Consider the following 14,163-nt stretch of genomic DNA (forward strand, 5'->3'; position numbering starts at 1 on the left):
TTCTTATCAAGCACACATGACAATCTACAATCTTCGTCAAACGGCTTTTAAAGACAGCAGTCGTTTTTGACGGAGGTAAACCGGAGAATCTTAATGCAATTATTGGAACAACAATGCGAACGGCAGGAAATGTCAGACATGGCGCATGCGGATATGGTCAATTTTGCAAAAAACACCTATAATCGTGACCGGAGTGTTCCTGCTTATTTTGAGGCAACCGTAGAGCGTTATCCGGACAAAACAGCAGTTATTTTTGACGATGTTTCTCTCAGTTATCGCGATCTGGACACAGTATCGTCCGCGTTGGCGCAAACGCTGGTCCGGTCAGGCATAAGAAAGGGAGATTTCATCGCTCTTCTCGTTCCGCGCAGCATTCAGACAGTGATCGCCATGCTTGCCATTTTGAAGGCAGGCGCAGCCTATGTACCGATTGATCCTGGTTATCCCGATGCGCACATAAATTTTATAATGAGTGAATGCGATGCGAAAATTATTCTTGTCCGAGACCATGACCGGCAACGCATTGCCAAAATGGATAACCAAAGCGGCGCGGTATTAAACCTTAATGAGGTAATCAAGAAGCTTGATCTCGATGCGGCTGCCACTTGGGTTATGCCCCAGATAGTCGGCGGGGATATTGCCTATCTAATGTACACATCGGGTTCGACAGGAAAACCGAAAGGCGTGCTTATTCCGCACCGCGGCATCATGTGTTCGGTCGTTGAACAAAACCAGATTGAATATCGCTCGAGCGACCGTGTGCTGCATTGCGCAAGCGTGTCATTTGATGTTGCAACAACTGAGATTTGGGGATCGCTGACTAATGGGGCAACCATTATTGGCGTTCCTGATGAGACATTATCGGTCTCACGGCTTGCCGGGGTCATGCGGTCCGAGAACGTGACATTCGCCTGGTTGACGACAGGGCTTTTTAATCTGTTTGCAGATTATGCAAAACCTGAGTTGCCGCACCTCCGTCAAATGCTTTTTGGCGGTGAGGTTGGTTCGGCTGAACATGCGCGACGCTTTTTAAATCGTTTACCGCATGTGTGCCTCATCAATTCTTATGGTCCAACAGAAACAACAACGCACGCTACCGGCTTTGTGGTGCCAGCCGATTTTGAAGCAAACTTTATGCCGATTGGTCCGGCGATTTCTCACAGAGGCATTCATATTGTTGACACGGATTTGAATATTTTGCCGCATGGCTGTGAAGGCCAATTGGTCATTTCCGGCGATGGTGTCGCGCACGGCTATTTGAAACGTCCCGAATTAACTGCTGCAAAATTTATCGAATTGAAAACCGCCAGCGGAATGGTGCAGGCCTACTTGACCGGTGATAATGCGATATTGGAGCAAGACGGCACCGTTATTTTCAAAGGCAGAACGGATCGTCAGGTCAAAATCAACGGCAAGCGCATTGAACTGGATGCAATTGAGGCCGCATTGCGCCGCAACGACACACTTTCAGAATGTGCGGTCGAATGCCAAGGCGAGGGACTGAACAAGAGGTTGGTTGCCTATCTACGTCCAATCGTCGGGATGCCGGTCAACAAAGAGCTATTTGCGCAAGCCACCATTTCAAGGCTAAAAGATACACTGCCCGATTTTATGGTGCCCGCATTAGCCATTGTTTTGGAAGAATTGCCGCTGAACAGGGCAGGCAAAATCGATCGGGCAAAACTACCGCAAAGCGCGGATATAAACAGCGAACTGCCGGCCAAAAGCGGAGATACTATAGAAGACCTTTTATGCGCATTGCTTGAAGGGATTTTAGGTGAGCGAGTTACGGATATCACTAAAAATCTATTCGATCTAGGTGCGTCATCACTGCACCTCTTGCGTCTCCACGCTTCTATTGAAGCCGAGCTTAACCGCCAAATAAATGTGATTGAGCTTTTCCGCCATACAACCATCAGCGCGCTGGGTGCCTATTTGCGCGGCGATGCCGGATCATCAGACGACCGGATAACGCCTGCCCAACGCTCAGTTTTACGGCGCAAATCCATGCTCACGGTCCGCAACACAAACAGGTGCGTATCATGAACAAGCACAGCACATTGCTCGGCTGCATTACCGGCGAGAAATCATCGCTTCCATCTGATGCAATTGCGATCATCTCGATGGCGGGGCGGTTTCCGGGTGTTAAAACAACGGACGAACTTTGGAAAATGATTTGCGATGGCAAAAGTGTCTTTGAACGGTTTCCCGTAGAATCCGCCAAGGATGTGGTCAGTCAGGCCGACCGTCAATCGCCGGATTATGTGCCTGTCCGTCCAGCTTTGGAAGACATTGAAAATTTCGATGCCGGATTTTTCGGCATGTATCCGGCAGAAACTGCAAGCACTGATCCACAGCAGCGTGTATTTCTCGAAATCTGTTGGGAAGCGCTGGAAAGCGCAGGTTATGATCCTTTTGATTATGCCGGGCTGATTGGTGTGTTTGCCGGAGCAACATTGCCAACCTACATGATGCATAATGTGTTGGGCAGCAGAGATAAGATTGAGGAATTTACGACCGGCTATCCGGTCAGTTGCTACAATGAGCGGGTAGGTTCGCTGAATGAAGCATTGGCTATGCGGGTGTCTTATAAATTGAACTTACGCGGTCCGGCTTTCAGTATTCAATCGGCATGCTCCACATCCCTATTATCTGTGACCCAAGCGTGCATGAACTTGCAGACCTATACTTGTGATATGGCACTGGCAGGCGGGGTCTCCATCACCGTTCCGCAGAAGCGCGGTTATATTGCTCAGGAAGGGGGTATTGTTTCGCAGTCAGGTACGTGCAGACCGTTTGACGAAAAAGCAGACGGCACGGTATTTGGCAGTGCAGCTGGTGTAGTTTTATTAAAGCGGCTGGATGATTCCATTGCGGACAAGGATAACATCGTCGCTGTCATCCGCGGCTTTGGTGTTAATAATGACGGTGCCGACAAAATTGGCTTCACGGCGCCCAGTGTCAGCGGTCAAACCGATGTTATAGCGACCGCACTTGCAAATGCCGATGTTGATCCGGCAAGCATTGGGTTTATCGAATGTCACGGCACAGCAACGCCGTTGGGCGATCCTATTGAGTTTAGCTGTATTCGCAGCGCTTATGGTGCTGAAGGCGATAGGTGCGCGCTCGGTTCACTCAAAGGCAATATCGGTCATTCAGATGCTGCTGCGGGCATATGCGGGCTGATCAAAGCAGCGCTCGCGGTCAAGAATGCCACTATTCCCAAAATGGCCAATTATACATCGCCCAATCCGAAGCTGGCGCTCGGCAATGATCGCTTTTGGGTGCCTTTAAACACAGAAGTATGGGACGCAGGTAGCAGCCCGCGGCGCGCAGGGGTCAGCTCGCTTGGCTTTGGTGGCACCAATGTGCATCTGGTGTTGGAAGAAGCGCCGCAAGTTGAAGCTGAAAGCTCTGCTGATAAAGGAAAATTCATTCTGCCGTTGTCCGCGCGCGATGACTACGCTTTGTCGGAAATGCGGGAGAACCTTGCGCAGCACCTCCGTGAAACACCGGATATTTCGCTGCGTTCAGTTGCCCACACTCTACAGCATCATCGTCATGTCTTTGAGCAAAGAAGTGTTGCTGTTGCATCAACTATAGAGGAGGCGGCTGAGAAGCTTGTCGGTGCACGCCTGCCAAGTTCAAATGCCTCTAAAGTATCGCCTCCGGTTATCTTCATGTTTCCGGGGCAAGGCGCTCAATATATCGGCATGGGCGCGGCATTACACCAAAGTGAGCCGGAATTTGCACGGTGGATTGATCTTGGTGCAGAGCAATTGAAGCCGTTGCTAAAATTTGATATTCGAGACTTCATTTGCCACGCGGATCAGGCAACACCTGAACAAACCGAACAGCAACGCGAAACCCATATTGCTCAACCCTGCCTTTATCTGGTCGAATATGCGCTGGCGCGTTTATGGATGAGCAGGGGTGTTCAACCTCATGCGATGATAGGCCATAGTGTTGGAGAATTTGTCGCTGCTGCTCTATCGAATGTCATCTCGTTTAACGATGGTGTGCGGCTTGTGGAAGCGCGTGGGGCGCTCATGCGCGATCAACAGCAAGGCGCGATGGTTTCTGTGCGCAGCAATGCAGAAGCAATAATGCCGACGCTTCCTAAAAATGTGGAAATCGCCGCGCGCAATGCGCCGGAATTATGCGTGATTTCAGGACCGTTTGATGCTGTTGATAGGGCATGTGAAAATTTTGCACGCGCAGGCATTGCGTTCAGCCGCTTGCACACGTCCCATGCCTTTCACTCAGCAATGATGGAAGATGCTGTAAAAGAATTGCGGAGGGAAACAGCAAAAGTGACTTACGGCAAAGTCACGATTCCATTTATTTCGTGCGTCACAGGAACCTGGCAAAATGACGAGCAGTCTTCTTCGCCGGACTATTGGGCACGGCATTGCCGCGAGGCAGTCGAGTTTGCAAAAGGTCTCAAAACACTTTGCGAAGGCCAAGAGCCGATGCTTTTGGAAGTTGGCCCGGGAAGGGCGCTATCAACTTTTGCGACACAATCGATTTCTCGAAAAACACTGGCCGGGGTGCTTCAATCTCTGCCTGAATATGAGAATAAAGCCGATGCCGACGAGATCATTGCGCAGACCCATGGCCGTATTTGGATAGCTGGGTGCAGTATAAACTGGCCACAATATGAAGGCGATGAAACGCGAAAAATTGAGTTGCCAACTTATCCTTTCCAACGTCAACGCCACTGGATTGATGAGCCGGAACATCAAAATAAGGCGCAAGCTCAAACAAATGAAGCCGCTTTACCGTCATTAGCTCAAGTCGCTAAGGAGCCCGTTACCATGAATGTAAGCACGCGCGTTATTCCGCAAAACCGGATTCCTGCCCTGACAACTTCATTGCTTGCTTTATTGTCGGAAATGTCCGGTGAAAACTATGAGACTGACGACAGCACAGCGACCTATCTTGAGCTGGGTTTTGACTCTCTGTTTATCGGTCAGTTTGCACAAAAAGTGGAAAAGCAATTTAAAGTGAAATTGTCGTTCCGCGAACTTTTGTCTAACATTCCCAGTGTTGCTGATCTTGCTGCGTATTTGGATGCGCAAATGCCAGCTGAAACGGTTGAAGTTGCTGTTCAAGAGGCTGCGCCGTCAGCATTGGAAGTCAGCAAACCTGCGCCTAATGTCGTGCAACCCGTTTCGGCACCAGCACCAGTTCTCAATTCTGCAAGCGGTATAGAAAGTATAATTCAGCAACAGCTTCAACTTGCTCAAAACCTGTTTTCTCAACAACTCCAGACACTGCAGGGGGCCGGACATGGCGTTTTGCCCCAAACGTTTGCGCCGCCATTGCCCCCATTGGCAGCGGATAATCCAAGTAGGTCCCTTGCAGTTGCCAATGTACAGGCAAAGACGCTGGAAGATGTTAATGAATATGGTACCGACCGCTTCAAAATCTACAAACCAAAGAGTCGTTCCGAGGAAGCACAAATGGCACCGGAAAAGGCCCGGTTAATTGATGATCTGGTCAAAGCCTATGTCGCGAAAAATCCGAAATCAAAATCCTATGTTGCCAGTCACCGCGAGCATTTGGCTGACCCGCGCACCGCATCAGGCTTTCGCGACGAGTGGAAAGAGATGGTGTTTCCGATTGTTGCAGACCGTTCAAAAGGTTCCCGCATTTGGGACATTGACGGCAATGAATATATCGATCTGGTGTCCGGCTACGGGCAAACCGCATTTGGTCACTCGCAAGATTTTGTGATTGATGCGATCAATGCTCAAATGCAGCTTGGTTTTGCTATTGGTCCTCAAAGCACACTTGCCGGGGAAGTTGCTGATAAGTTAGCCGAAATGACCGGACAGGAACGTGTCACGTTTTGTAATACGGGTTCTGAGGCCGTTATGGCTGCGATGCGTGTTGCACGATCTGTCACGGGCAATGACCGCGTTGTTGTTTTTGCCAATGATTATCACGGGCAATTTGATGAAGTGCTTGTGAAGGGGAGTAAGCGGGCCGGAACGCCGGTAGCGCTGCCGATTGCAACTGGCATACCTGCGACCTCACTGACGAACATGACGGTGTTGAAATATGGTGCACAGGAGAGCCTTGATTGGATTCGTGACAATGCTGATGAGATAGCCGCCGTTGTCGTTGAACCCATACAGAGCCGTCATCCTGAAAATCAGCCCATGGCGTTTGTTCGAACGATCCGTGAGATTGCGACTGAAAAAAAGTTTGCGCTGGTGTTTGACGAGGTTGTTACAGGCTTTAGGGTTCATCGCGGAGGTATGCAGGCAATATGGGACATTAAGGCTGATATGGCTACATATGGCAAAGTGTTGGGCGGCGGGATGCCGATTGGCATTTTGGCCGGAAACACTCGCTTTATGGGCGCGTTGGACGGTGGTGTCTGGAACTATGGCGACGATAGTGTGCCGATGGTTGCGCCAACCTTTTTCGCCGGAACTTTTGTCCGGCATCCGCTCATATTGGCGGCGATCAAAGCCACTCTTAATTATATTGACAGCGAGGCGGGTGCGGAACTTTATTCGCGTGTTGCCAAGCGCACAGTGGCGCTTGTTGAAGAAATTAAAGAGGATCTTGCGGCGCGCGGACTTCATGATTGCATCGAAGGCTATTCCAGTTGGTTCTCAACCAATTTTTCTGCTGCCGATCAGCTTGGATCGCTCATGTATCCGCAATTGCGTTTGCGCGGTGTTCATGTGATCGAAGGTTATGCCTGCTTTTTGACAACGGCTCACAGCGAAGACGATTTTAAAGCGGTCGCCGCCGCATTTAGAGACAGTGTTGATGCTCTGCAATCTGTCGGTATTTTGTTACCGGAAGGCAAGACGGTTCAAGCTTCAATCGCTTTAGAAAATTCACAAATCCAGCCTGATGAAATGCCAAGATCAGCCCCTTTAACGGAAGCGCAAAAAGAGATTTGGTTGGCTGCACAAGCAGGCGATGAGGCCTCATGTGCATTCAATGAGTCCTTTACAATCAACTTTAGAGGGAATCTTGACGAAAGCGCATTATTGTCTGCGATCAATACTGTAATCGCGCGTCATGATGCTCTGCATACCCGGTTTACGCGGGATGGCAGTTTTTCCCAATTTGCAACTGATTTTGAAATCAGCATCACCCGAATTGATCTACAAGAGAGCGATGACGCCAAGGCCGCGTTTGCTAATATTCTTGAAGCTGAAGCTAACAACGCCTTCCATATGGTGGAGGGGCCACTTGTTCGCGTATCATTCGTTCGCATTAATGAAGACATTACGAAACTTGTCTTTACAGCCCACCATATTGTATGTGACGGCTGGTCTTGCAACATCATTACCCAAGAGATTGGCGAGGCCTATCGTGCTGCACTGGCCAATGCGGCCGCTGATTTTGAACAAGCTGAATCCTTTGGGCGTTATGCGGCTGCGCGTTCTTCACGCGGCCATGTGGAAATCAAGGCGGAAAAATATTGGTGTGGCCAATTCAGCACGCTTCCCAATGTAATTGATATGCCGCTTGACCGGCCGCATCCAGAATACAAAACATATAATGGCGGAACCCGTACGGGTTATATTGATCGGGAAACCTATTTGGCGATCAAAAAAGCTGGCGGAAAAGCTGGCGCGACTTTGTTCTCAACACTTCTTGGCACGCTGCAAGTCATGATAGCACATATGTCCGGGAGCAATGACATTGTGGTGGCCATACCGTCAGCAGGGCAGTCGTTGCTTGAAAAGCAAACGCTTGTTGGCCATTGCGTCAATTTACTGCCGATACGCTCGAATGTTACGCCAGATCAATCATTTGAAGCGCATCTGAAGCAAGTACAGCGCACTGTGCTCGATGCTTTCGATCATCAGGATTACACATACGGTACGTTGCTTCGCAAACTTGGTGTCGCACGTGATCCGCGACGTCTTCCGCTTACCGAAATTCAGTTTAATCTGGAACGCATAGGAGAAAATGTTGACTTTGGTGCACTGGATGTATCAATTCAACCAAACGCCAAGGCGTTCGCAAATTTCGATATGTTCCTTAATATGATTGAAAGCGCTGATGGGATTCGTATTGATGTTGATTATAATTCCGATGTTTTGGATGCCGCAACAGTTGATCGTTGGATCGGGCACTTTACGTGTCTGGCAAAAGCAATTGCACAGGATACTACAATACCGATAGGGCAATTGCCGCTTTTAACAGTGAGCGAAAGAAAATGGCTTGCTGAGACTCTCAATGATACTGAGTGCGCATTCGATCAGGATATGTTCGTTCATAAATTGTTTGCGCAAAATGCTGCTGAAACACCGCAGGCAGTCGCCGTTGTTCATAAAGGCAGGTCACTGACCTATGCGCAGTTGGATATAGCTTCAAATAGACTTGCGCATCATTTACAAAATTCACTGCCTAAGGCGGGGCAACGAATTGCAATTTTGCTCGAACGCTCTTTGGATATGGTTGTCGCACTTTTGGCGGTCATGAAAGCCGGTCACACCTATGTGCCGATGGATACGGCGCATCCTGAAGGCCGCTTGTTGCAAACGCTACAGACCGCAGAAATTGCAGGCGTCCTGTGCGACACTGATGAGATGGCGTTGCTGGCGCCGAAAGATGCCGTAACAATTCATCTTGAAACTGATAAAGAATTCATAAAAGCACAAAAAGAAACCGCACCAAATGCGTGTAACCCTGCAGATGCTGCGCCTGCCTACATTATTTTTACATCCGGCTCGACTGGTACGCCAAAGGGTGTTGAGGTTGGACATAAGGCGCTTGCCAATTTTATGATGTCGATGGCTGCTGAACCGGGCTGTAAAGCTACGGATAGCCTGCTTGCCGTTACGACCATTTCATTTGATATTGCCGCGCTCGAAATTTATTTGCCATTGATTACCGGTGCAAAGAGCATCATCGCTGACCGTGCTCAAGTGCAAGACGGTTTTGAACTTCTTGATCTGATTAAGAAAAATGAGGTCACAATCTTACAAGCAACGCCAACGCTTTGGCGGATGTTAGTGGAGGCTGGGCTTGAAAAGAACGCTTCACTTAAAATGTTGTCCGGCGGTGAACCACTGCCGGTAGATCTGGCAGAAAAATTAGCCGGTTTGGGTGGACAATTATGGAATATGTACGGCCCGACCGAGACGTCGATCTGGTCATCGTTACACCGTATTGAAGATATTACCCAGCCGATCACCATTGGTCACCCAATCGCAAATACTCAACTTCATATAGTCAATCGGCAAAACCAGATTGCACCAATCGGGGTTATCGGTGAGCTGTTGATTGCTGGCGATGGCCTTGCCAATGGCTATTTTGGCCGTGCTGATTTAACTCAAAAGGCTTTTGTGGATCTCGACCTGGGGAAAGGTGAACTAGAACGACTTTACAGAACAGGTGATGTTGGACGAAGGCTTGCCGATGGTTCCATCCAATTGCTGGGTCGGCAGGATAATCAGGTAAAATTACGCGGTTACCGAATAGAACTTGACGATATTGAAAGTGTCGTTATGGCAGCGCCTGGCGTCCGGCGATGCGCGGCAGTCGTAAGCACCAATAGCGGCGGCGATAAACATTTGGTGGCTTATGTATTGGCGCAAAATTCAAACACTGTGCCCCAACTGGACGAATTAGCGGCCTTCGCCAAACGCGAATTACCTTCGCATATGGTGCCGGCTGCCTGGGTTGTTCTGGATGCATTCCCACAAACGGGAAACGGGAAACTGGACCGCAAAGCGCTTCAAGAAATGGGCGTTCCAAAGAAAAGCGTAAAAAAGGACAAAACACTTCCATCGACTGAAATCGAAAAAGCGTTGCACATGATTTGGCTGGATGTTTTGGCTCAAAATGAGATTGACGTGAATGATGATATTTACGCACTTGGCGCAGATTCGTTGAGTATATTCCGTATTGCTTCACGCATGCTGGATAGCGGACTGGGACTGGAAGCTAAACATCTGCTTCGTTATCCCTCAATCACGCAATTGGCAAAATTTGCAGGAGAGCAAAAAGCAAAAAAAGTCGGTTACGCACCTAAAACGGCACCATCATTGCGTGATTTTAGAAATGGCGCAGGGCGTGTTTCGCGTGATGGGGTGCCACTATGAGCCAAGCGACTGTCCTCAATCAATCATATGAAAATCAACCGGCCCTGGCATCGTTTCCTTGCACGCAGGAACAATTGCGATGGTGGATTTTAGACCAGCTTGATCCTGGTAATCCGGCTTACAATGTTGCCATTTGTTGGGAGCTACGGGGAAAGTTCAAAGCATCGTCAATCGAAAAAGCATATCAGAAAGTTATAGAGCGCCATGAGGGGCTACGCACCAGATTTGTAAATATTGGCGGGACACCCGTTCAAGAACTTGTCGAGCCGAAGCCATTTAAACTTTCAGTGATTGATCTGCGCGGTATGTCAGCCGAAGGGCGTGATACGCGGCTAAAATCAATTGCCAAAAAGATGGCGCGCGCACCATTCAATTTGGAGCAAGCAGAGCTAATCCGTGCCTCTCTTTTGTTGCTGGATGAAAAGCGCGGCATGCTTATGACGACAGCGCACCATATCGTGTTCGATGGTTGGTCGATCCGTATTCTTGGACGTGAGATTGGTGAAATTTCTGCTGCGATTGAGGATGGTCGTGCGCCTAATCTTGTTGAGCTTCCGCTTCAATATGGTGACTTTGCCCTTTGGCAAAAAGAATATATGGGCAGCTGCGGCTTCGATTCTGAGATCGCATTTTGGACTGAAAAATTGGGCGATGGCCATTACTTTGAAGTAAAAAGCGACAAACCACGTCCGCCAGTTGTCACGCATAATGGCGATATTGTTTCTCTGCAGCAGCCGATTGAATTTAGCGCCAAAGTTAGTGCGCTTGCGCGTCAGCTCAATGTGTCTGAATTTGTTATGGGAAGTGCTGTTTTAAGTTTGGTTCTACACCGGATCACTAACGAGCGCGATATTAGCTTTGGCATTCAGATCGCCGGACGTGATGATGTGGACTTGGAACATCTAATCGGTGTTTTTATCAATAGTTTGGTGCTGCGAATCGACGTGGATGACACTATGAAATTCGTTGACCATGTCAAATCTGTTGGCGGCGCGGTAACGGCGGTTATCGATCATCAACGTATGCCGTTTAATAAACTTGTTGAGTTGCTCAATCCGGTGCGCGATGCCTCACGCAATCCGATTGTTTCCATCAATTTCAACCTGCAAAAAGCATTTCTGGAAGATCACAAATATGGAGAGTTTGATCTTATCAGCGCGCCATCATTGTCCCCGGGTGCGATCTACGATTTGAACTTCTTTATGGTTGGCCGTCCGGATGGATGGCGGCTGTCGCTGGAATATAATTCGGATTTGTTTGAAAAAAACACAGCATCAAAGCTGCTTCAATTGTGGCAGGAGACCTATGAATGCGTCTTAGCCGAGCCTGAAGTTATTGTCGCCAAGCTGTGCGAAATTGCATCTAATGAAGCCATTCACACCGCTCATATCGAAGAAAAATTCAATAGCTTGGATGATACCGACTTTTTACAAACAGATTCAAATGACCATGCGGGATCGCAAATCCTTGAGGCCGTTCGGGTGATATGGTCAGCAGTACTCCACGTAGATAATATTCAGGATGCAGATAATTTCTTTGAACTAGGCGGTCATTCTCTTCTGGCAATGCGAATGATTAGCGCTGTGCAAAACGAACTGAGTTTAAAAACTAGTCTGGCAACGCTCTTTGCAGCGCCTACCATTGCTGAATTTGCCTCTTCGATCGCGATGAGTACACAAACCGAAAAGCCGGCCGTGCCGGATGCCAATCCTTGGGATCTCGTAACCTATAAAAAGGGACATCAAGCAGCTGTCTTTACGTTGAACCATCCATTTCTATATTACCGCTTGGCAAAGGATTTGCCTGATGATGTGGCGGTTTATAATCTCAATTTATTCAACACTGATATTGATGACGCGCTAAAGAAAAAAACATTTTCAGAACTTGCGGCACAAGTAATTACAATAATTGATACAGTACCTGAGGAGGTTCCTCTCGCACTCATTGGACTTTGTGTGAACGGCAATTTGGCAATTGAAGTTACACGCCAGTTGCGTGCTAAGCACAGAGATGTACGCTTTACAGGTATTATTGATAGTTGGGAGCCAAGTTATTTTACGCGTCTCACTGAACCGGAACTAAAAAAATTTCGTCGATCAAAACGCATTCGCCGTACAACGCATTTCATATCGCGACTTGTTCGTGGCCAAGAACATCTGCTTGGCTTCATGAAAAGGTTTAAAGTCACACAAGAAATTATCAGAATATTCGGTATAAAAGCTGGCGAACAAACGCATGAGGACATCATCAATGGTGCCGTAACAAGGCTGCTTGTTAATAGTTCTCTGCAACATAATGGCGACCGTAACCTTGATGATTCCATGCAGCTTTTCAAAAGCCAGGCTATTCACCCACTTGCCAAGAAAGCCCATTTTGGTTGGATTGTTAGCGGGATGATAAATGAACCCGTTGTTGAGCTGGTAGGTTGGCACGAGGACTCACTCACTCGTGGCGGCACGCGAACAATTGCTCAGCTTTTATCTGACAAGCTGGGCATGTTTTCATGAGGTTGCCAGACACCAAGCCTCTACGGATAGTTTTTGTTTGTGATGCGTCTAAGGTTCTAGAAATTTGGCAAAAGCGCTTGATCGACAGGATCGTAACAACGCCGCATCTGGAGGTCGTCGCAATCATTGAAAAAGCGATGCAGACGGCAAGTCGCAAAACATCGCGGATATTTGAACTATTTGCCAAATTCGAAAAAAAGCTTTTGCTGCACATGCCGGATTATTCTGCGGTCACAGATTTTGAACAGTTGAAATGTAGCGCAACGGATAAAACTGTTGAGCGCAAGATGAATGAACTCAAAGCGGATATTGTTTTTAACTGCATTTCAGAAAGGCTTCCAGCCGGCGTTTTGGCAAATGTCACTTTTGGCGAATGGCGGTTTAACTTCTGTGATGAACTTGATGATGTTGCCGACTGGTTCGGGTACGCTGCAATCATAAACAATGAAGCTGCGAGCGAACTTGTACTCATTAATCGTACGGACGCAGGCAAAATCAAAAGGATTGCTTCAGCCGCATTTAACATAAAATTCAGCGGCGCAAGAAGCAGCGCTTTTATCAAAGAACGCGCTGTCACAATGGCGATGCGTGAACTCAACCGCCTTGCGGTCACCGGGCAAATTGCGACGGAGCAAAAGCAACTTCCATCTTGTTCAGCAGCGCCATCTAATGGTGCCACAATCAAATATATTACGATGTTAATAGCGCAATTGGCGCGGCGTGGACTTAAAATGGCCGTAGAAAAATTCGGTGTCGAAACAGCGCTCTGGACGCTGTACACAGGACTTGGGTCGATTGATAAATTTGACTTATCCTCAAGTGCCGAAATTTCATCATCGAGCAAAGCTGTCAAAGCTGATCCATTTTTGTTTGCGCAGGGTGGGACCGATTATGTGTTCTACGAAACTTTTCTGGATGGTGAGAAAAAAGCGCATATCGCCGTCGGCCGCTTGGAGGGAGACGAGTTGGTGCCTTTAGGACCAGCTCTGGTTTGTGGATATCATTTATCGTTTCCATTCGTCTTTGAAGACGCTGGTAACGTATTCATGATGCCGGAAACACATGCTTCTCATCGCGTGGAAATCTGGCGTTGCGTCGATTTTCCTTTGAAATGGGAACTTTATTCAACAGCTCTGGAAGGTAAATCTGCGGCCGATAATGTGTTGACCAAGCATCGTGGAAAGTGGTGGCTTTTCACGAACCTGTCAGACTTTCACGCATTTGAAGATCACTGCAGCGAGCTTTATGTTTTCCAAGTGGATGGCCCTAAGTTGAACACGGTGATACCACATAAGCATAACCCTGTCGTCATGGGCAGCCTTGAAGCAAGGAATGCCGGACGTGTCGTCGAGTGCAATGGTTTCTTGCTCAGACCTTCACAACGAAATGCCTATGGGATCTATGGCTATGGCTTGAACATCATGCAGATCGATGACTTGAGCATCAATAATTATCAAGAACATTGCATCAGAAGCATAGAGCCTAATTTCAATAACAAGATTTATGGCTGCCATCATTTTGATGCTGCGGGCGGGCGCTATGTGGTTGATGCCCGTGTCGGAAATTGA

The 14,163-nt window shown here is 48.2% G+C and carries 4 protein-coding genes; all 4 read left to right on the forward strand.

Annotated elements, in window-relative coordinates; translation table 11 throughout:
- Positions 1–93 precede the first annotated feature (93 nt).
- Genes N530_RS0115880 through N530_RS0115895 form a run of 4 tightly spaced genes read left to right on the forward strand, consistent with a single transcriptional unit; the run spans position 94 to position 14,163 of the window.
- Positions 94–2,046, forward strand: a complete 1,953-nt coding sequence (locus tag N530_RS0115880) for a non-ribosomal peptide synthetase (protein ID WP_051541011.1) — start codon at positions 94–96, stop codon at positions 2,044–2,046.
- Entirely contained in the window at positions 2,043–10,088 is an 8,046-nt protein-coding gene (locus N530_RS0115885; protein WP_081774004.1) for a hybrid non-ribosomal peptide synthetase/type I polyketide synthase, read from the forward strand. The genes N530_RS0115880 and N530_RS0115885 overlap by 4 nt, the downstream gene beginning before the upstream one ends.
- Positions 10,085–12,595, forward strand: a complete 2,511-nt coding sequence (locus N530_RS0115890) for a condensation domain-containing protein (RefSeq protein ID WP_026481517.1) — start codon at positions 10,085–10,087, stop codon at positions 12,593–12,595. The genes N530_RS0115885 and N530_RS0115890 overlap by 4 nt, the downstream gene beginning before the upstream one ends.
- On the forward strand, positions 12,592–14,163 hold the full coding sequence (locus N530_RS0115895) for a hypothetical protein (protein ID WP_026481518.1): 1,572 nt from the start codon (positions 12,592–12,594) through the stop codon (positions 14,161–14,163). Before N530_RS0115890 ends, N530_RS0115895 begins: the two co-directional genes overlap by 4 nt.

The organism is Ahrensia sp. 13_GOM-1096m (assembly GCF_000620605.1).
Classification (GTDB): Bacteria; Pseudomonadota; Alphaproteobacteria; order Rhizobiales; family Rhizobiaceae; genus Ahrensia; species Ahrensia kielensis.

Bases quoted from the DNA above. Each gene is read 5' to 3' on its own strand.
- N530_RS0115885 (WP_081774004.1), top strand. From the start codon at position 2,043: ATGAACAAGCACAGCACATTGCTCGGCTGCATTACCGGCGAGAAATCA.
- N530_RS0115880 (WP_051541011.1), top strand. From the start codon at position 94: ATGCAATTATTGGAACAACAATGCGAACGGCAGGAAATGTCAGACATG.
- N530_RS0115895 (WP_026481518.1), top strand. From the start codon at position 12,592: ATGAGGTTGCCAGACACCAAGCCTCTACGGATAGTTTTTGTTTGTGAT.
- N530_RS0115890 (WP_026481517.1), top strand. From the start codon at position 10,085: ATGAGCCAAGCGACTGTCCTCAATCAATCATATGAAAATCAACCGGCC.